Origin of the sequence: Candidatus Desulfosporosinus nitrosoreducens (assembly GCF_030954495.1) — a bacterium.
GTDB lineage: Bacteria > Bacillota > Desulfitobacteriia > Desulfitobacteriales > Desulfitobacteriaceae > Desulfosporosinus > Desulfosporosinus nitrosoreducens.
Genome location: NZ_JAVHUW010000035.1, coordinates 43178 through 62807 on the forward strand (window position 1 = coordinate 43178; position 19630 = coordinate 62807).

The following is a 19630-nucleotide window of genomic DNA, read 5'->3' on the forward strand; positions in this document are numbered from 1 at the left end:
CCGCCGCTTAAGTCTTGAACATAGATGCTCTAAGAGGGGAGGATGCGATGGCTCAGTGACGAGGTCAATTCGTTATAGCTTACTGGTGCTCATCTGATTAATCCGGTGACTTAGATCAGACTCAACAAAAAACAAGAAACAAGAAATAGGAAGGAAGAGGAAACATGAAAAGAAAACATGGCCTGTGGATGATGATGCTCGTAATAGTTATGGCAGTCAGTCTTATTGGTTGCGGAACAACTCAATCTAGTTTAGAAAACAAGGATGCGGCTAAACCTGCCGAGAAAGTAACTATTGGTTTTTCCGTCTCTACTTTAAATAATCCATTCTTTGTGACCCTCAAGGACGGTGCCGACAAAGCGGCGAAAGCGGCAGGCGCTGATTTAGTCGTTGTGGATGCCGGAGATAACACGGCGAAACAAATCAGTGATATTGAGGACTTGATTCAGAAAAAAGTAAATGTACTTTTGATAAACCCAACGGACAGTGCGGCCGTTGTCTCTGCCGTTGAATCTGCCAATAAAGCCAACATCCCCGTCATTACTGTTGACCGGGCTTCTAATGGCGGCAAAGTGGTCTCCCATATTGCCTCGGATAACGTCAAAGGCGGCAGCATGGCTGCGGATTATATCCTGAAGGCACTCAACAACAAAGGAAATATTGTGGAATTGCAAGGAACAGCCGGAACATCGGCAGCAAGCGATCGCGGCAAGGGCTTCCACAGCGTTGTCGACGGTAAAGACGGTGTGAAGGTTGTCGCTTCCCAACCTGCTGATTTCGATCGCGCCAAAGGCTTAAGCGTTATGGAAAATATCCTCCAAGGAAATAAAGACATCCAGGCCGTTTTTGCCCAAAACGACGAAATGGCTTTAGGAGCTCTCAGTGCCATTCAAGCCGCGGGTAAGAACAATATCTTAGTCGTGGGCTTTGATGCCACAGATGATGCCGTTAAAGCTGTTAAAGACGGAAAAATGGCAGCCACTATTGCCCAAAAACCGGATTTAATCGGCAAAACCGCTGTCGAAACAGCTATGAAAGTAGCTAAAGGGGAAAAAGTAGACGCCAGTATTCCCGTAGCTTTGGAACTTATTACGAAGTAATCGGGAACAGGGGGGTGCCGAACTTGTTTATGTTGTTCCCACTCCCTCTGTGTTAATTCGATCGCAAGAAAACACAAGCATCCTCTTCACTTTGGGATAGTGAAAAGAGGATGCTTGTGTTTTGTTATCACTATTTATAATCTTAAAGGTTTGAGTTTTAGAGTTCTATCTTGCAGTATTTCGCCAACAGTTTTGCAGGTATATTACCTCAAGGATTCAGGCAAACTGCTAAAAACAATGTAGATGAGGTAGAGCTAATGAAAAACAAAAAGACCGGCAAGAAAAAGGCAATTATTTGGTCGATTATAGGAGTTTTGGTTGTAGCCTTGGGGATCGCTTTTTATGCCCTGCCTAAAAAGACAAACTATACGGAAGTTAAGGCCACGACCGGGAATTTGGCAACCAATTACACCTTTTCCGGGAGCATAGAGGCTAAAAACAGGCAAACGGTTTATGCGGACAAGACGATGCAGATTAAGGACATCAAAGTTCAAACAGGACAGCAAGTATCCACGGATACTGTTTTAATGACAACGACCATGGGTGAAGAAATAAAACCTGAGCTTGCCGGGGAAGTCTCCAATATTTACGCCGATGAAAATGCCCAGATTATGCCCGGGGCTAAATTGATAGATATTGTCGATTATTCCGATTTGCAATTGAAAGTACAGGTTGACGAATATGATCTGGCGGCTGTTTCCACGGGTAAGAATGCGACCGTTACCATTCATGCCTTAAATAAAGATGTGCAGGGAAAAATCACAGATGTGTCCAAAGAGGGCGACTATACGAACGGCGTAACTACATTTACGGCAGATATTTCTCTGCCCAAAGACAGCAGCCTGCGGGTAGGTATGTCGGCAGAGGCTAAGGTTCTAAACCAGAGCGTTTCTAACGTTGTTCTTTTGCCGATGTCGGCAATACAATTTGACGCCAACAACAATCCTTATGTCTTGCTGAAAGACAGCAATAATGTGCCGAAAACGGTTAGTTTAACTTTAGGCATTAATGACGGTGTACAAGTGGAGGTTAAAAGCGGGGTAAAAGCTAATGACATCATCCTGGTTCCGCCGCTGGCGAAATCCACCGGCTTAGGCGCGGGCACACAGATGAAGCAAGGTTCCGGTGAAGCTTCTCAAGGAAGCTCCGGAGGTGACAATGGACAATGAGTGAAATCTTAACGATGCAAGACATTGTCAAAACCTACTCCTTAGATGCCGAAGAACTTGTAGTGCTGAAAAATATTAACTTAAAAATTAAAGAGGGAGAGTTTGTATCGATCTTAGGCCCCTCCGGTTCCGGCAAGTCGACTTTGATGAATATCATTGGCTGCCTCGATGTTCCAACCAGCGGCAAATATATTTTGGCGAATAACGATGTTGAAGATCTCGACGAAAAGGAACTGGCACGTATACGCAATCGTGAAATAGGTTTCGTGTTCCAAAGCTTTCAGCTCTTGCAAAGATTAAATGCTTTGGAAAATGTGGAGCTGCCGATGATTTATGCCGGAGTATCGCCGGAACAACGCCGGAAAAGGGCTGCTTCCATATTGGAACGTGTAGGCTTAGCTGAAAAAATGTACAATTACCCGAACCAGCTTTCAGGTGGGCAGCAGCAGCGTGTCGCCATAGCCCGTTCTGTGGTGACTGAACCGACAATACTGCTGGCCGATGAGCCGACCGGTGCCCTTGATCAAAAGACCGGGCAACAGATCATGCATCTTTTTACAGAACTGAATGCTGAAGGAAGGACGATTGTCATGATCACCCATGATGCAACTATTGCCAATTATTCGCATAGGATTGTGAACATTCTTGATGGGCATTTAAGTGAGGGGGCTGGGAAGGAATGCTGAAAGAATCAATCAAAATGGCCTGGAGCAATATTATTCACAATAAAATGCGCTCCTTTCTGACAGTTCTTGGCGTCTTGATCGGGGTGTCCTCAATCATTGCGCTGATTACTATAGTTCAGGGTGCGACAGGAAGCATTACCAGCCAAATATCGTCGCTTGGCGCCGACAAGATTACGATTCAGGCCATGGGCACCCGTCTCAAGCAGGGCTTGAGCGAAAACGACCTGGCGGAGCTTTCGCAGGTCAAAGACGTCGGCGGAGTTTCACCGACGGTTTCCGGCAAGACTTCAATTGCCTATGATCGTCTCGTTAAAACCGACGTCTCTGTGCAAGGCAAAAACGAGGTCTACTTTAAAAAGGAACAAGGTCTTTTAGCGGAGGGCAGAGGGGTTAATATTCTTGACGTCAAAGATAAAAATCAAATTGCCGTCTTAGGCAGTGACCTCGTCAAGGAGCTGTTCTTCGGCCAGGACCCCCTTGGCCAGCACCTCTTGATTAACGGCAATACGGTCACAATTGTCGGTGTGTTAAAAGCAACGAGCAATTCCATCACAGGTTCAACAAACGATGTTATCATTATGCCTTACACTTCGGCGATGAAAACGCTGGGAGTAAGCACCATTACCAGCGTTGATGTCTATATGAGCGATTCGAGCAAGTCCGAGAGCATTATCAATGACGTAACGGCCATTTTGAATTCTGCCTTTAACTATCAGGAAAACGCTTTCAGCGTGCTTAATATGCAGAATATCATTGATGTTATCGGTAACATCACAGGAATGCTTACACTTTTGCTGGCGGGAATTGCTTCGATATCTTTGCTTGTGGGCGGAATCGGAATTATGAATATGATGCTGGTCTCCGTTACGGAGCGTACCACGGAAATAGGATTGCGGAAAGCCTTGGGGGCTGAACCTGGTCAAATTCAATTACAGTTCCTCATTGAGTCTATTTTTATTTCCCTATTTGGCGGGTTATTAGGATTGATCATAGGGATCTTAATTGCTGTCGCGGCGGCAATTCTCATGGGATTTTCCTTTATCATGACGGCCTGGACAATTCTGCTGGCGGTTGGCTTTTCAGCAGCGGTGGGGATTATTTTCGGCTTAGCTCCTGCCAGAAAAGCGAGCAGGTTAAATCCTATAGACGCTCTGAGGCATATCTAGGGCAATGAACTCATAGGGTAGAGGATAAAAAGCGGTAATTGTTTCTTTGCGATAAAACTTACGTTAGTCAATGGCGCTGTGAGGACAGACCTTTTTACAAGCCAGACAGCCGTTACAATTCTCGGGATGTACAGGGTGAACGTGGCGGCGTGAAAAGAAATTGACTTTTCCCAGCACATCCTGAGGGCAGGCTGAGATACATTCCCAACAGGCGGTACATTTTCCGGTATTAATAGAAATATATTTTGTTTTTAGTACTCTCTTTTTGGAAAAGAGCGGGCTGGCAGAAACCATCATCACTGCCCGCTTTCAGGGAAAGGCTTCTTTCCCCATGTCGTTTTAATAAAAGGCCTGATGGAGCATTTTTCTTTCACTGGAATAACCTCCTTTTCTCTGAGGTTATTTTAAGCAACGAAAATAAACGGGGCATAATCTGCTTCTAAAAGTTTTATAAAAGGTTGTTAAAATTTAGTATTCTGATTCTCAATAGTAGGGGTGAAACTATTTCCCGCCATGTGAAAAGATGTATAAAGGCAGGTTATCCGGGATTTTCCCTGCCGCCTTGTGGTTTATGCTGCGGCGGAATCATACGGGTTTCGAGATATTTTGAGAAAAGGGCAAATGAATAGAGGATTATTCCAGCCTCCAGGCGAACTCTGAACAAAACACCGAACCTGGGCAAGGATTCATATTAAAACCGGAGGTGAAACTTTATCAGGATGTTTAATCCTTTTTATATTTTAGTGGGCGGCGTTATTTTCCTGATTTACGGAGGATTTAACTTTTATATTGGGTCACGTGGGTGGCAGTCTTTGTTCAGTTATGTTCCTTTCCTAAATCCCCAAGTGTATTGGCTGCTTTTTTGGCTGATAGCCCTCTCCTATTTAATAAGCCGATTTAGCCCCAAATTACTGCCGGCAGCATTATTCGAAGGAGTAACTCTGGTTGGGGCCTATTGGCTGGCCTTTATGTGGTATTTTCTCTTAACCATCACAATGCTTGATTTATTAAGATTGATTGACCGCTTTTTTCATATTGTTCCTGTGGAAGTAAAGCAGAACCTGAATCCTGCTTTGGGGTTGATTGTTTCTGCTTTAGTCCTCGGTGTTGTTGCTTATGGGGCCTGGAATGCCCGCCATCCCCGGGTGAATCATTATGATCTTTCAATCTCTAAACAAGCCGGAGCTCTCAAGCAGCTGCATGTTGTCATGGTTTCAGATATCCATTTAGGGACGATTATTCATAATGCTTATCTTACAAAAATGGTCAACACTGTAAATCAGCTAAAGCCTGATCTGGTCTTGTTTGCCGGGGATGTGTTCGATGAAAATATTGAGTCAACGAATAAGGAGGAAGTGTCCGGAAGTTTTCGGAAATTAAGCGCTCCCTACGGCGTTTATGCGGTCTTGGGCAACCATGAATACATTGGCGGAAATGCCGAGGAAGCCGTTAAATATTTAGATGAAGCGGGGGTAAGGGTACTGCGTGATAACTCTCAGGAGATTGCCGGAAGTTTCTATTTGATAGGACGGGACGATCTGTCCGGCGAGCGCATTAATAAGGTCAAGAGAAAAAGCTTAGCGGTTTTAATGCAAGGCGTAGATCGTTCGCTGCCCGTCATTCTAATGGATCATCAGCCGGCGCATCTGGAGGAGCCTGTTGAACAAGGCGTGGATTTGCAGCTGTCCGGACATACTCACGCCGGCCAGTTATTTCCGATTCGCCTGATTACAAGCCGTATTTTCGAAGACGACTGGGGCTATTTGCGCCAGGGGAATTTCCAGCTTATTGTTTCCTCAGGTTATGGAACCTGGGGGCCGCCGGTCCGGGTAGGCAACACTCCGGAGGTTGTCGATATCACAATTTCCTTTAATTGACCAAAAGCCATGCATAAATAGTGGTAAAATCCACGTATATGCATGGCTTTAATCTGAAAATTTATAAATATTTGTTTGGCAACAGTTTCTTAAAGATACTGTCAAATATAGTCAATTTCAAATACTCTTCTGCAGTACAGAGGCAATGCAACGCCCTTTATTTGAGGGCTTCCGCGATGGCCTTGCCGAATTCTTGGCATTTAACGAGGCCTTCGTCATCTGGGTTCCAAGTAATTTTAAGCCCGTCGTTCAGCAGCTCAAAACCGCCGTGTTCTAATTCGGTTGAAATAAGTTTGGTGCCTTCGCCGCTCCAACCATAACTGCCAAAAGCGGCGGCTTTCTTGTTTTTAAAAGCTAATCCCTTAATCATTTCCAGAATTCCGGCCATGGCAAAGGATATGCCTTTATTAATGGTTGGTGAACCGACAAGGATTGCTTTAGATTTAAAAACTTCGGTAAGGATATCGTTTTTATCCGTGTGAGTGGAATTGGAATTAAATAATTTCACGGTAACCTGAGGATCACTCATTTTGATCCCCGCGGCAATAGCTTCAGCCATTTGACGGGTACTGTTCCACATCGTATCATAAATAATTGAGATTTGATTTTCCTGGTAACCCTTTGCCCACTCCATGTATTTATGGACCATTTGCAAAGGGTTGTCTCTCCAGATAAGGCCATGACTTGGGCAAATCATGTCAACAGGCAGATTTAAGCTTAGAATTTCGGTAATTTTCTTCTCCACAAAATTACTGAAAGGGGTTAAGATATTCGCGTAATACTTGAGGGCTTCGTGATATAATTCAGTTTGATCAACTAAGTCGTTAAACATATGCTCTGAAGCCAAGTGCTGGCCAAAACCGTCGTTGCTGAAGAGGATATTATCACCCGTCAAGTAAGTAAACATCGTGTCCGGCCAGTGGAGCATTCTGGCTTCAACAAAAATAAACTCTTTGGACCCGAGGCTTAACTTGTCGCCTGTTTTGACAGGAACGAAGTTCCATTCTTGATGATATTGGCCCTTTAAGGATTTGATAGCATTGGCAGTACAATAAATAGGAGTGTCGGGGATCTCCTTCATTAATTCAGGCAAAGCCCCGCTATGATCAGGTTCGCCATGATTCATAATAATGTAATCGATGGTTTTCAAATCAATCTCTTTTTTTAAATTGGCCACAAATTCCTTGGCGAAAGGAGTCCAAACGCAGTCGATCAGAGCTGTCTTTTCGTCGCGGACTAAGTAAGAGTTATAACTCGAACCACGATGAGTAGAAAGCTCATCCCCGTGAAATTTTTTCAGCTCCCAATCAATTTTTCCTACGTGTTTTACACTTTGGTTAATTTCAAAACTCATAAATTTATCCCTCCAATTTGTTTTAATGACTATCGAAATTTTAAGTGCCGCTGGGTATAAGGCTGGACTATGTTTGAGGTATTGCCAGGCCGTTGGCCAAGACTATGCGATTGCGGCCCGTTTGCTTTGCCTGATAAAGGGCTTGGTCGGCTGCTTCAATCAAATGTTCCGGTGAAGAAGTAGATGAGGCATACAGGCAGGCTACACCGGCACTAACCGTTATCCTGGGTGATACGGAAGAAAAGAGATGGGGTATTTCTAAGCCTTCGATATCGGCTCGTAAAACTTCGGCGACTTTTGCCGCACCATCTATGTCTGTATTTGGCAAGATAACGACAAATTCCTCTCCGCCGTATCGAGCAAGTAAATCCCCTTGTCGCTTTAACGATTCCTTCAGGCCGGACGCTACCTTCTTGAGGCATTCATCTCCTTGAAGATGTCCATAATGATCATTATAAGCTTTAAAGAAGTCAATGTCACATATTATCAAAGCTATAGGCTCTGTTTTGCGGCTGGCTAAGGACCAGAGCTGGGCTAGAGATTGATCGAATTGGCGGCGGTTGGCAATACCAGTCAGGCCGTCCATGGAGGAAAGCAAACTTAATTCTTGATTGGTTTTCTCTAATTGAATTTTCTCAGCCACCAAAGTATTTGTCAAAGGACGAAAGATATAAACTCCCAGAAAAGTGATGGTAAGAAGGATAATTGCTCCACTTGCGGAGTTAAGCAGCTGAAGACGCTGGATTTTAGCCTCGCTCTCTGTCTGATATTGATTGACGATGGAAACGAAGTTTTCTAATAAAGTTTCATTATTTTGAAGAACATAGGTAAAATGAGGATTATTGGGCGTAAGTGATAGAGAAGGCTCTTTGGCCAGCGCAAGGGCTTCTGAAGTAAACCGCTGCAAATGGGTTTCTGAATTGAGGGGTGAGTTAAAATATAAGCTCTTCATCATGGGGGATAAATGCTGTGGTTTATCCGGAGTTCCTTTGAGCAATAGTTGATTGTTGCTCTGGATTTGGTCAACAATTTGTAGCAAGTTATGTCTCAGAAGGTTCTGTTCGGCCGGATTTTTACTGTAGACGAGTTCGATGCTCAGAAGGGACGCCTTTTGGGACAACCAGCGTTGGCTTCCGCTTAGATTAATGAGATAAGCGCTGTCTCGTTGAGTCAGGATAACCTGGTGCATAGTTATAAAAATCGCGAGAGTGAGGAGGGCAATCAAACTAAGAGCCAAAAAATAAGTGTTTGTTAGTTTAAGCAGGGAACGAATTTTCATTCAGTAAGTCCTCCACCTTGCGCTTTATGCCTAAAATTTAAGAAGTTAATTAGTGGTGGCATTATTCTTTCTATGCAAACCTAAGATAATCCTGCAAGGAACAAAGATTATATTAAGCGTTTAGGTGGTTAGCAAATAGGGAAAGACTGCCCTGAGGGGAATGCAGGGATTGTGGCCCTGTTCCTGATTATGTGGAGAACTATATTTTTTGGCTCTAAGACATCTTGTTTAAAAAGGTTGTCCAATGTCTAGGCAAGAATTTAAGGAGAGAAAGAAGCATGACAAGAGTGGGAAGAAGTCTGGCTGAAAATGTCGCGGAGGATATCCTGGCCATGATTACTATAGACAAAAAATTTGCTATGGGAGATAAACTCCCCAATGAAAACGAACTTTCCGTCGATTTACAAGTTAGCCGCACTACGTTGCGGGAAGCAATCCGCATTTTAGTTGCACATAACGTCTTGGAAATTCAACGTGGAAAAGGTACTTATGTGAAAAATAACCGCGAGTTGGATGAAAAGCTTGGTTTGAAAGAGCTTTCAACCTTTAAGCTGAACGTTAAGGATTTATATGAGATGCGTCTGATTTTTGAGCCTCAATCGGCTTATTACGCTGCCAAACGTGCTTCGGATAAAGAGCTGGAGCGCATTTTGTATTATGGCCGGCGGGAAGAAGAGCAGATTATTAAAAAGGAAGATCGAACGGAGGTTGAGCAGGCTTTTCATCAAGCTATTGCCAAAGCAACACATAATGAGTTTATGAATCAATTGATGCCTATCCTTTACCAAGCTATTGACAAAGGAGTTCCCTTGTCGGACGCGAATGAAGAGATGATCCAGAATACTTTAAGAGATCATCGGATGATCATGGAGTTTTTAGCCCAACGCGATGCCGAGGGAGCCCAGACCGCAATGAAATTGCATATTCTCCATGCCATGAGGGGCTTTGGATTTACGGAAGAATAGTTGGTTCAACTGACCGCTTCCGCTCTCGCCGTCCGACAAGTGTGAAAAACGTGCCTGACGGCACAAAATTAATTTGCTTTAAAAAACTTTTTTAAAGAGTGGTATTACTTCTCTTATAGACATTAGACATCATGCAATATATAATGAACTTATACAATATTAAGAGAGGTGTTTGGCTTAATGAATAGTGATGCCGTAACTAAGACTGTACCACATCGAGCCTTGTTACATGCTCTGGGTTTAACAAATGAAGAGATCGAAAGGCCACTGATCGGCATAGTCAGTTCCCAAAACGATATCGTTCCGGGCCATATGAACTTAGATAAAATTGTGGAAGCAGTAAAGCTAGGGGTAGCCATGGCCGGAGGAACTCCCCTCGTCTTTCCGGCGATTGCTGTCTGTGACGGACTTGCCATGGGACATCAAGGGATGAAGTATTCGTTGGTGACGCGGGAGCTCATTGCCGATTCTACGGAAGCTATGGCTTTGGCCCATGCTTTTGACGCTCTGGTTATGGTCCCGAACTGCGATAAAAACATTCCGGGGTTGTTAATGGCTGCAGCGCGCCTGAATATTCCAGCCATTTTTGTCAGCGGCGGACCGATGCTGGCAGGTATTGTGGATGGGCAGAAGACGAGCTTTTCCAGTGTATCGGAGGCTGTGAGCGAATTCCAGGCGGGGAAAATTACCAAGGAAAAATTGCTGGAATATGAAAACAAAGCCTGTCCTACCTGCGGTTCCTGTTCAGGGATGTACACGGCTAACAGTATGAACTGCCTGACGGAAGTTTTGGGAATGGGGCTGCGGGGCAATGGCACCGTTCCGGCCGTCTATTCCGAAAGAATTCAACTCGCCAAATATGCCGGTATGCAAATTATGGAACTGCTGAAAAAAAATATCCGGCCGCGGGATATTATGACTGAAGATGCCTTTAAAAACGCTCTGACTTTAGACATGGCTTTAGGCTGCAGTACCAACAGCATGCTCCATCTCCCGGCGATCGCCCATGAATGCGGCATTGAATTAGATCTGGATATTGCCAATGAAATCAGCGACAAAACGCCGAACCTCTGTCACCTGGCTCCTGTGGGACATACCTATATTGAAGAGCTTAATGAGGCCGGCGGCATTTACGCAGTGATGAATGAAATCAATAAATTAGGCTTAATCAACACTGATTTGCTGACCTGTACCGGCAAGACTGTAGCAGAAAATATTGCCGGCTGTGTCAACAAAAATACGGAGGTTATCAGGCCGGCGGAGAACCCTTACAGTAAAACAGGAGGAATTGCTGTCTTAAAAGGGAACCTGGCTCCGGATTCCTGCGTCGTTAAGCGTTCGGCTGTTGCCCCTGAAATGCTCCAACACGAAGGCCCCGCGAAAGTATTCGATTGTGAGGAGGATGCTATGCGGGCCATTACCTCCGGCCAAATTGTAGCGGGGGATGTGATAGTGATCCGCTATGAAGGCCCTAAAGGAGGACCGGGCATGAGAGAAATGCTGAATCCCACCTCAGCTATCATGGGAAGCGGGCTTGGCGAAAGTGTCGCCCTGATTACCGATGGGCGCTTCAGTGGTGCGACGAGAGGGGCCTCCATCGGTCATGTTTCTCCCGAAGCGGCTGTAGGAGGCAATATTGCCTTAATTGAGGATGGAGACATCATTCAAATTGACATTATGGCCAACCAAATAAATGTCGCCCTTAGTGAGGATGAACTTGAGAAACGCCGAGCGAAATGGCAGCCCAGAAAGCCCAAGATTACCACTGGGTTTCTCGCCCGATATGCGGCTATGGTTACCTCGGGAAACAGGGGCGCTGTTTTAGAAGTTAAGGAATAACACTGCCAACAACCAACAGATGTCAGATTTGTTGGTTGTTTTTTAGTTCAATCTCTATTAAGCGGTTGGCTTAACCGGCGGTTATAGTTATCCCGTAATTGCCGGTTGGCTATAAGCTCGGTGTATCTTTTGCAGTGAATTTTTTATTGTCAGGGTGTTGAAGAATAACTTGATCTTAATTGATTCTTAGTTTAAAACTATGTACGATAGGATATATTCAGGGCAAGGCCCGTTATGTTATATAGGGGGTATGCTAATGGAGACTGACCAAAAGATCAAGTTGGAACAAGTTTTTCAGGCGCTCAACATAGGCGTCCTGGTTATCGACAACCGGGATGTCATTAATTTTTGCAATCCTTTAGCCGAGAGTTTAATAGGACTAAAAATGAAAGATCTACTTGGCCGTAAGTCTGAGGAGATTATCCCTGGTTTGCAGTTGCACAAGATTGTTCAGGGAGAGAGTGTGAACTCCGATCACTTGCTGATCGGAGAACGGATGGTTACAGCAAATCGCTCTCCGATCATTCAAGGAGGTAAAGTAATTGGGGCAGTTGTGGTTTTTCAGGATGAGAGCGAACTGCAGCAATTAGCAGCTCATTTGGCTGAAACTAAAATCAGTTTAACGGGTCTCGAAAATATTTTCGAACAAGCTTATGACGGAGTTATGGTGGTGGACAGTCAGGGAGCCATTACCCGGATAACTAAAACCTACTGCCGCTTTTTGAATGTAGAACAGGAAGAGGCAATCGGCCGCCACTGTACGGAGATTCTGCCTACAAGCCGGATGCATATTGTTGCCCAAACGGGACAGGCCGAAATTGGCGAGGTTATGGACATCAATGGCAAAGAGGCTATGGTGATGCGCCTTCCCCTGAGAGAAAACGGAATGCTGATCGGCGCCGTGGGTAAAGTTATGTTCCGAGATGTTCAGGATTTGCGTACCTTGGCGGAAAAACTGGACTTGTTGGAGAATAAACTTAAGTTCTACGAGAAAGAGTTGAAACACTATCAGAAGTTTCGCTATACCTTTAGCAGCATTATCGGCGATAGCCCGGCAATTTTAAAAGCTAAAGCCCTAGCGGAAAAGGCTGCTTTGGGCAAATCAACGGTTCTTTTGCGCGGCGAAAGCGGGACTGGAAAAGAGCTTTTCGCCCATGCGATTCATGCGGCAGGGTTACGTCATGGTCAGCCCTTTGTACGGGTAAATTGCGGCGCCATCCCGACTGAACTATTGGAAGCTGAACTTTTCGGCTATGAAGAAGGTGCGTTTACAGGGGCCAAAAAAGGAGGGAAACCCGGAAAATTCGAGTTGGCCAACAGAGGGACCATTTTTTTGGATGAGATAGGGGATTTGCCTCTCGGTATGCAAGCAAAAGTGCTGCGGGTTTTACAGGAAAAAGAGGTAGAGCGCGTAGGCAGCAATCGGCTGCAACAACTGGATATCAGGGTTATCGCCGCTACTCATCGGGATCTGGAAAAAATGATGGGGGCGGGAGAATTTCGCCGCGATCTTTACTACCGTTTAAATGTTTTTACGGTGACGATTCCCCCTCTGAGAGAACGCGAAAAAGATGTTTTGCTTTTAAGTGAACATCTTTTGGCAAAATTCCAAAGGGAGCTGGGGTCCACCTTAAAAGGGCTGGATCGTGGGGTGGTGGAATTGTTTCAACTCTATGCCTGGCCGGGAAACGTGCGGGAACTTCAAAACGCGATAGAAAGAGCCATCAACGTAGCTGAAGATGAGGTAATTCACCTGGAAGACCTTCCACTCTATCTTCAAGACCTTGAAAGCAGGCGGGTCGATACGTCCCTCCGGCCTTTGGCCCTGGAGCTTGCCGGAGCGGAGAGAAGGGCCATACTCAAGGCGCTGAAAACTGCCAATGGGAATAAATCAAAGGCAGCGGAGTATTTAGGAATTCACCGCACGAATCTCTATCGCAAAATGGAGAAGTTCGGTTTGGTTGGAGCTAATGACGCCGGATTAGTGTAGTCTAATCTGGATGCCGGTATAGAAATTTGTATACTGAGAAAGGACTTAAGCCACAGAGGCTTAGGTCCTTTCTCTCTTTATTACCGGATTACAGGAAGGCGCTACTCTTTGTGCGAGCGGCGCTTTGTTTATGTGTAGCGCTATTGCTACGTGTAGCGGTAACGCTACACATAAACAAAAAAGCAAGAAAATTAAGAGTTATCTTTCTAAATGCCTGGTATAGTGTTGCGATTTAGCTACAATAAGGCGGCGGGTTTTCCTAAAAGATTTATGGTGCACAGTAGAGAGCGCAAGGCCTTTAGGCTGTCTCAAATGCTTGGCATAGGAATTGCTTATATCTGATCTTGTGCGTGCACAGTACTTAAAAATTCTGGAGGAGGGTAAGAGATGAGAAAGGCGATCTTAACGGCAGATGAAGCGGTGGCATTAATTAACGATGAAAGTATGGTCGCCATTGATGGTTTTGTCAGCATTGGGCATCCGGAAGAATTGACTACAGCATTAGAAAAGAGATTTTTAGCAACAGGTCATCCGCGCAATCTTTCCCTGGTGTACGCTGCAGGGCAAGGAGATTCTCAAGATCGGGGAATGAATCATTTGGGGCATGAGGGCCTAGTGAAGCGGGTCATTGGCGGACACTGGAACCTGGCCCCTAAGCTGGGCAAAATGGCTGTAGAAAATAAAATCGAAGCCTATAATTTCCCCCAGGGAGTAATAACTCATCTTTTTCGGGATATTGCAGCGGGCAAGCCCGGAACACTAACCCACATTGGCTTGGAGACCTTTGTCGATCCCCGCCTGGGGGGTGGAAAGCTTAATCAGATTACGCAAGGAGATTTAGTAGAGCTCACTCATGTCAAGGGGAGAGAATACCTGCTCTATCATGCCTTTCCAATTAATGTGGCACTCTTGCGGGGAACGTCTGCAGATGAGGAAGGAAATATCTCCCTGGAACGGGAGGCCTTGACCTTGGAAGGCTTATCGATAGCTCAAGCGGTAAAAAACAGCGGTGGGATTGTCATCGTTCAAGTTGAACGCCTGGTTCAGGTCGGAAATATTAGGGCGCGGGATGTCAAGATTCCGGGGATTTTAGTGGATGCGCTAGTGGTAGCGAGTCGGCCCGAATATCACAAGCAGTCCTTTGGTGAGGACTATAACCCTTCCTACAGCGGGGAAATCCGCTCTCCTTTAACGGAACTCAAAGCTATTCCTTTCGATGAACGGAAAATAATAGCCAGACGGGCTCTTACAGAGGTACAGCCGGGGGCGATTGTGAATTTGGGAATTGGAGTTCCGGAAGGGGTGGCGTCAGTCGCGGCGGAAGAAGGAGTGCTGGATCAATTCGTTTTAACACTGGAATCCGGTCCCATCGGGGGAGTGCCCGCCGGCGGGGCCAGCTTTGGGGCAAGTTTTAATCCCGATTGCATCGTGGATCAGCCCTATCAGTTTGATTTTTACGATGGCGGCGGGCTGGATGTTGCGGTTTTGGGAATGGCCCAACTGGATGTGGCTGGGAATGTCAATGTCAGCCGCTTTGGTCCGCGTATTGCCGGGGCCGGAGGTTTTATTAATATTTCCCAGACAGCTAAAAAAATAGTTTTTTGTGGGACGTTTACAGCTAACGGTTTGCAGGTAGGGCTTGAGGAAGGGCTTCTGAAAATCAGCCGGGAGGGGAAAATTCACAAGCTGGTTCAAGCAGTTGAGCATATCACCTTTAGCGGGAATTATGCACGTAAAAAAGGGCAGAAGGTCTGGTTTATTACGGAGAGGGCTGTTTTCAAATTAGGAGAAAGGGGTCTGGTGCTCGAAGAAATAGCTCCGGGCGTGGATTTGGAAAGGGACATTCTGGCCCGGATGGATTTCAGACCGGAAATTTCCGAAAACTTGAAAGTTATGAATCCGGGCCTGTTCGGCCCTGGTCTTATGCACATAGGTCAGAAAATGAAAGAAGGGTGTGCGGCAAAATGAAAATCAAAGACAGAGTGGCTTTAATTACGGGAAGCGGTCAGGGGATTGGCAAGGCTATAGCCCTTGCTTTCGCTGAAGAAGGGGCAATGATTGCGGTTAATGACGTTTCGTTTAATGCCGCTAAGGCTGAGGAAACAGTCGAGGAACTTCGCCGGCTGGGAGCTAAGGCCGAACTCTTTTTGGCGGATGTCAGTCAGGAAGCTGAAGTGAATTCCATGATAAAGAGAGTGATTGAGCAGTTTGACAGAGTAGATATTCTGGTCAACAATGCGGGGATTAATCGCGATGGGCTTTTACACAAAGGAAACTCAGAGAATTGGAATGCTGTTATGGCGGTTAATTTGACAGGACCTTTTCTCTGTACCAAAGCGGTTCTTCCCTCAATGCGCGAACAGGGATATGGCCGAATTGTCAATCTCTCCTCGCTGACAGCACGGATGGGGATTTTCGGAACAGGGTATTACGCCGCCTCGAAGGCGGGGTTGATCGGGCTGACAAAAGTTACTGCGGCTGAGAATGCCGCTAAAGGAATCACTTGTAACGCTTTGGCCCCGGGGTATATCAATACGGATATGATGAACAAATATCCCGAAGCTCAACTCAACGCTCTGATCGCTAAAATTCCCGTGGGTCGGTTTGCGGAACCGAAAGAGGTTGCGGACGCCGCCCTGTTTTTGGCTGCGGATGCTTCTTCCTATATTACGGGGGCAGTGCTGGACATCAACGGCGGATTTCTGATTTAGAAAGGAGGGGGGAGGTCCTGCTTGTCAAGCGTCATTAAGGTTGGCAGCGGCGGTTTCGCAGCCTTTTGACGCTTTTGAGCAAAAGAAATAAAAAGAAGAGCGACAAATGAGTCAGGTTGAAATTCAGAAGAAATAAGTGAGGAAAAGCATAAATTCGCGGGGGTGTTGTTATGGCAGTTTTAGGCATTATTTTAAGCTTGGGGCTCTTGATGTTTATGGCTTATCGTGGTTTTTCAGTCATTTTTTTCGCTCCGATATTTGCTATTCTTGCGGCAATTTTTTCCGGTATGGCGATCATGCCCACGTACACGGAAATATTCCTGCCGAATCTGGCAAACTATTTAAAGGTTTATTTCCCATTTTTCCTCTTGGGCGCAGTATTTGGCAAGGTAATGGAAGAATCGGGCGCCGCCAAAGCCATTGCCAAAGCCATTGTCCAAACCTTAGGCAAAAAGCAAGCTATTCTTTCAGTAGTCTTGTCAGCGGCGATTCTCACTTACGGCGGAGTTAGCCTTTTCGTAGTGGCCTTTGCTGTCTACCCTTTCGCAGCTTCAATATTTAAGGAGGCGGATATTCCCAAACGCCTGGTACCCGCCACCATTGCCTTAGGGGCTTTCACCTTTACCATGGATGCCCTTCCGGGGACGCCCCAGATTCAAAACTCAATTCCAATGAAATTTTTTAACACAGACCTCTATGCCGCTCCGGTCTTCGGAACCTTGGGTGCAATTATTGTTTTGGCCGTAGGCATAGCTTATTTAGAGTGGAGAAAACGAGTGGCGCAAGCTGCGGGAGAAGGGTATGGAACGAATCATAAGAATGAGCCGGAATTGGTTGAGGACAGTAACTTACCCAACCCGTGGCTATCTGCCTTGCCCTTAATTTCCGTCCTCGCAGTGACTTTGATTTTACAGAAGCTGATTTTTCCTCAGTGGAATATAGCCTCTTGGGTAACCAAGGCTCCCTACAGTATTGATAAGGCAGGGGTCGTTGGTACGATGAACAACTGGGCTTTGATGATTGCGCTGGCAGTGGGAATTGTTTTGGCTTTTGTTATTAACCCGCGCAGGATTAAAGGCAATGTGGCTAAGGCTATCAATATGGGGGCCATCGGTTCTTTGCTGGCGGTGATGAATACTTCGTCTGAGGTTGGCTTTGGCAATGTAATAAAATCTCTCCCGGGCTTTCAAACAATAGCCCACGCCTTGACTGGGATTAATGCCGGAGGCAGCCCCTTGCTGTCCGAGGCAGTGACTGTGAATACATTGGCAGGAGTAACCGGTTCGGCGTCCGGGGGATTGAGCATCGCTTTGGATACCTTTGGCAAACGTTATTTGGAGTGGGCCGGCAAAACGAATGTCAGCCCGGAATTGCTCCACCGCGTTTCTGCCATGGCTTCCGGGGGGATGGATACTTTGCCCCATAATGGCGCGGTTATCACCTTGCTGGGTATTGCCGGCTTAACGCATAAACAATCTTATAAGGATATCTTTGTGATGACTTTAATTAAAACGGGCACTGTGTTTTTGCTCATCATGCTGCAAAGTGTTTTCCATTTTGTCTGATTTCTATAGTTTCATACGTCAATGGAACGAGAGTGGAACCGGAGCTGACCTTGGTTGGTTCCGGTTCCACTCCTATTTTTTGCTCAACTTAGGGCTGGGATTGCATAGTTTTGGATTGACAGAAAAACACTTTATGATAAGATATAAGAAAAAAGGAGTGAGTAATCACTCATTTAAGATAAAAGCTTGCAATTGGGAAAGGAGCTAAGATTGGGACGAAATGAGTAAACACCAAAAAGTCCGAACGAAAAAAACCGTAGAAGAAAGACGCCGGGATATTTTAGGGGCTGCTCTCAGCGTTTTTTCGGAAAACGGCTACAAAGGCGCTACCACTGCCGAGATTGCACGGCGGGCCGGGGTGGCCGAGGGGACAATCTTCCGGCACTTTGCCACCAAGAAGGAATTGCTCACGGCGGTTTTAGAACCGAAAGTCATAGAAGGTCTGATCGTGTTGGATCAAGAGCACAGGGAGGGCAATCCTAAGGATTTTTTTCGTTGTTTTCTCAAGGATCGTTTGGAGCTGATACAAGAAAACGTTGGGCTTTTCCGCCTGATGTTTGCCGAGGCTCAGTATCATTCTGAAGTGAGAGAGGCTTTATTTAAAGGGATTCTCGGCCCGGGAATGAGTGTTATAAAACCCTGGTTTGACAAAGGAGTCACTCAAGGGATTTTTAAGCCCTTACCCTTTATACCAACGATGCGGAGTTTTATAGGCATGATTATGTTTTATGGTGTGTTTAATTATGTCTTTCCCGGCTTATCTCCTGAGAAAACTCTTGAAGAGGCTGTGGATCATATCTCGGAGCTTTTTCTGCACGGGTTGGTTCGCTAGCTAAGCCAAATAGGTCCTGCAGTTGCTTGAGCTCATGGAAGAAGAATGAAACTTAGAAGCAGGGGGAGAAACGATGAAGAAAAGAATACCGGTTGTCGTTGTTGTCTTGGCTCTTATTGCTCTTTTAGTTTGGGGAAATCAATATTTTAATCGTCCGCAAGATCTAAATACCTTTTCGGGAACTATTGAAGGGACCGAAGTTCCGGTACAGCCTGAACTCGCGGGAAAGATTGTCGATCTGAAGGTGCAGGAAGGTCAAACAGTTAAGACGGGAGACGTTATTGCCACGCTTGATGATAGTCAGGCTCAGATTTCCTTGGCTACGGCGAAAAGTGAACAAACTCAGGCCCAGGCCAAACTCAATGATCTGCTGGGAGGATCACGGGCGGAAGAGCTGCGCAGACTTGAAGCCGTCGTGGATCAAGCAAATGCCAGTGTCGAGGCTTTGGCGCCGAGTCTGCAGTTAGAAGAAAGTAATCTGGCGAACGATCAAAAGCTTTATGCCAGCGGCAGCATAAGCAAACAGGCTCTGGATACCCAGCAAAACAAGTACGATACGATCAAAGCTCAGTATGAAGGTGCTCAGGCGAGCGTGAATGCGGCTCAGGCCAGTTTAGACCAAGCCCAGGCGGGCTATACCCAACCAACGATTCAGGCCCAGAAGGCAGCCGTGGATATGGCGGCTCAATCTGTTAAGGCGGCAGAGCTGAATTTAAGCAAGCTGACGATTAAAAGTCCCTTGAGCGGCCAGGTGCTTTATAAACAGGTAGAAGTCGGGCAAGTGGTCAATTCCGGCACCACCTTGGTGACGATTCTTGATCCTGATGATTTGTCGATAAAAATTTATGTGCCGGAAGCCCAGTTAAATAAAGCCAAAGTGGGTGGAGTGGCCCACATTTCAGTCGATTCCTACCCTTCTAAAACCTTCAAGGGGCAAATTGCTTATGTCAGTACTCAGGCGGAGTTTACTCCGAAGAATGTCGAGACTAAAGAAGAACGGACAACGACGGTTTTTGAGGTAAAAATTAATATCACAGAAGGTAAAGACCAGCTGAAAGCAGGTATGCCGGCAGATGTGACCTTGGATTAGAGGAGTG

General features: G+C 45.9%; 16 protein-coding genes. 13 read left to right on the top strand and 3 right to left on the bottom strand.

From position 1 onward, the window contains the following. The first annotated feature begins 164 nt into the window (after positions 1-164). From rbsB to REC12_RS05965, 4 genes are all read left to right on the top strand, one after another. Positions 165-1100 (top strand): ribose ABC transporter substrate-binding protein RbsB, encoded by a 936-nt coding sequence (rbsB, locus tag REC12_RS05950; protein ID WP_308892898.1) that lies wholly within the window; start codon positions 165-167, stop codon positions 1098-1100. Positions 1101-1357: 257 nt separating this feature from the next. Then, positions 1358-2269, top strand: a complete 912-nt coding sequence (locus REC12_RS05955) for an efflux RND transporter periplasmic adaptor subunit (RefSeq protein ID WP_308892899.1) — start codon at positions 1358-1360, stop codon at positions 2267-2269. Further along, positions 2266-2955: an ABC transporter ATP-binding protein gene (locus REC12_RS05960; RefSeq protein ID WP_308892900.1), complete on the top strand. Its 690-nt coding sequence runs from the start codon at positions 2266-2268 to the stop codon at positions 2953-2955. Before REC12_RS05955 ends, REC12_RS05960 begins: the two co-directional genes overlap by 4 nt. Next, positions 2949-4121: an ABC transporter permease gene (locus REC12_RS05965; RefSeq protein ID WP_308892901.1), complete on the top strand. Its 1173-nt coding sequence runs from the start codon at positions 2949-2951 to the stop codon at positions 4119-4121. Before REC12_RS05960 ends, REC12_RS05965 begins: the two co-directional genes overlap by 7 nt. A gap of 63 nt (positions 4122-4184) precedes the next feature. Here the strand turns inward: REC12_RS05965 and REC12_RS05970 are convergent, their stop codons facing one another. Continuing rightward, entirely contained in the window at positions 4185-4418 is a 234-nt protein-coding gene (locus REC12_RS05970; RefSeq protein ID WP_308892902.1) for a 4Fe-4S dicluster domain-containing protein, read from the bottom strand. A gap of 422 nt (positions 4419-4840) precedes the next feature. Between REC12_RS05970 and REC12_RS05975 the strand changes: the two genes are divergently transcribed. Then, positions 4841-5998, top strand: coding sequence for a metallophosphoesterase (locus tag REC12_RS05975; protein WP_308892903.1), 1158 nt, complete (start codon positions 4841-4843; stop codon positions 5996-5998). Positions 5999-6155: 157 nt separating this feature from the next. On the opposite strand, the gene REC12_RS05980 is transcribed toward REC12_RS05975, so the two are convergent. After that, positions 6156-7352, bottom strand: a complete 1197-nt coding sequence (locus REC12_RS05980; RefSeq protein WP_308892904.1) for an anaerobic nitric oxide reductase flavorubredoxin — start codon at positions 7350-7352, stop codon at positions 6156-6158. Positions 7353-7419: 67 nt separating this feature from the next. Next, the gene (locus tag REC12_RS05985) at positions 7420-8631 is read right to left on the bottom strand and encodes a GGDEF domain-containing protein (RefSeq protein ID WP_308892905.1); all 1212 of its coding nucleotides are present in this window, start codon (positions 8629-8631) and stop codon (positions 7420-7422) included. A gap of 278 nt (positions 8632-8909) precedes the next feature. Between REC12_RS05985 and REC12_RS05990 the strand changes: the two genes are divergently transcribed. The 8 genes from REC12_RS05990 (at position 8910) to REC12_RS06025 (ending at position 19623) form a co-directional block, all read left to right on the top strand. Then, positions 8910-9596 (top strand): FadR/GntR family transcriptional regulator, encoded by a 687-nt coding sequence (locus REC12_RS05990; protein ID WP_308892906.1) that lies wholly within the window; start codon positions 8910-8912, stop codon positions 9594-9596. A 180-nt stretch (positions 9597-9776) separates the two neighbouring features. Beyond that, a complete protein-coding gene (gene ilvD / locus REC12_RS05995; RefSeq protein WP_308892907.1) occupies positions 9777-11435 on the top strand; it encodes a dihydroxy-acid dehydratase in 1659 nt (552 codons plus the stop codon). A gap of 256 nt (positions 11436-11691) precedes the next feature. Further along, positions 11692-13425, top strand: coding sequence for a sigma 54-interacting transcriptional regulator (locus tag REC12_RS06000; RefSeq protein WP_308892908.1), 1734 nt, complete (start codon positions 11692-11694; stop codon positions 13423-13425). A 387-nt stretch (positions 13426-13812) separates the two neighbouring features. Beyond that, complete coding sequence (locus REC12_RS06005; protein WP_308892909.1) at positions 13813-15393, top strand: acyl CoA:acetate/3-ketoacid CoA transferase; 1581 nt, start codon at positions 13813-13815, stop codon at positions 15391-15393. Beyond that, positions 15390-16136 (top strand): SDR family NAD(P)-dependent oxidoreductase, encoded by a 747-nt coding sequence (locus REC12_RS06010; RefSeq protein ID WP_308892910.1) that lies wholly within the window; start codon positions 15390-15392, stop codon positions 16134-16136. Before REC12_RS06005 ends, REC12_RS06010 begins: the two co-directional genes overlap by 4 nt. 170 nt (positions 16137-16306) lie before the next feature. Beyond that, positions 16307-17701, top strand: coding sequence for a GntP family permease (locus REC12_RS06015; protein ID WP_308892911.1), 1395 nt, complete (start codon positions 16307-16309; stop codon positions 17699-17701). 220 nt (positions 17702-17921) lie between these two features. After that, positions 17922-18533: a TetR/AcrR family transcriptional regulator gene (locus REC12_RS06020; protein WP_308892912.1), complete on the top strand. Its 612-nt coding sequence runs from the start codon at positions 17922-17924 to the stop codon at positions 18531-18533. A gap of 73 nt (positions 18534-18606) precedes the next feature. Further along, positions 18607-19623 (top strand): HlyD family secretion protein, encoded by a 1017-nt coding sequence (locus REC12_RS06025; protein WP_308892913.1) that lies wholly within the window; start codon positions 18607-18609, stop codon positions 19621-19623. The last annotated feature ends 7 nt before the right edge of the window (positions 19624-19630 follow it).

What these genes read in the sequence shown, in the direction of transcription:
- REC12_RS05975 (WP_308892903.1), top strand. Translation starts at nt 4,841, where the DNA reads ATGTTTAATCCTTTTTATATTTTAGTGGGCGGCGTTATTTTCCTGATT.
- rbsB (WP_308892898.1), top strand. Translation starts at nt 165, where the DNA reads ATGAAAAGAAAACATGGCCTGTGGATGATGATGCTCGTAATAGTTATG.
- REC12_RS06015 (WP_308892911.1), top strand. Translation starts at nt 16,307, where the DNA reads ATGGCAGTTTTAGGCATTATTTTAAGCTTGGGGCTCTTGATGTTTATG.
- REC12_RS05985 (WP_308892905.1), bottom strand. Translation starts at nt 8,631, where the DNA reads ATGAAAATTCGTTCCCTGCTTAAACTAACAAACACTTATTTTTTGGCT.
- REC12_RS06025 (WP_308892913.1), top strand. Translation starts at nt 18,607, where the DNA reads ATGAAGAAAAGAATACCGGTTGTCGTTGTTGTCTTGGCTCTTATTGCT.
- REC12_RS05990 (WP_308892906.1), top strand. Translation starts at nt 8,910, where the DNA reads ATGACAAGAGTGGGAAGAAGTCTGGCTGAAAATGTCGCGGAGGATATC.
- REC12_RS05970 (WP_308892902.1), bottom strand. Translation starts at nt 4,418, where the DNA reads ATGATGGTTTCTGCCAGCCCGCTCTTTTCCAAAAAGAGAGTACTAAAA.
- REC12_RS05965 (WP_308892901.1), top strand. Translation starts at nt 2,949, where the DNA reads ATGCTGAAAGAATCAATCAAAATGGCCTGGAGCAATATTATTCACAAT.
- REC12_RS06005 (WP_308892909.1), top strand. Translation starts at nt 13,813, where the DNA reads ATGAGAAAGGCGATCTTAACGGCAGATGAAGCGGTGGCATTAATTAAC.
- REC12_RS05980 (WP_308892904.1), bottom strand. Translation starts at nt 7,352, where the DNA reads ATGAGTTTTGAAATTAACCAAAGTGTAAAACACGTAGGAAAAATTGAT.
- REC12_RS06000 (WP_308892908.1), top strand. Translation starts at nt 11,692, where the DNA reads ATGGAGACTGACCAAAAGATCAAGTTGGAACAAGTTTTTCAGGCGCTC.
- REC12_RS05955 (WP_308892899.1), top strand. Translation starts at nt 1,358, where the DNA reads ATGAAAAACAAAAAGACCGGCAAGAAAAAGGCAATTATTTGGTCGATT.
- REC12_RS06020 (WP_308892912.1), top strand. Translation starts at nt 17,922, where the DNA reads ATGAGTAAACACCAAAAAGTCCGAACGAAAAAAACCGTAGAAGAAAGA.
- REC12_RS06010 (WP_308892910.1), top strand. Translation starts at nt 15,390, where the DNA reads ATGAAAATCAAAGACAGAGTGGCTTTAATTACGGGAAGCGGTCAGGGG.
- REC12_RS05960 (WP_308892900.1), top strand. Translation starts at nt 2,266, where the DNA reads ATGAGTGAAATCTTAACGATGCAAGACATTGTCAAAACCTACTCCTTA.
- ilvD (WP_308892907.1), top strand. Translation starts at nt 9,777, where the DNA reads ATGAATAGTGATGCCGTAACTAAGACTGTACCACATCGAGCCTTGTTA.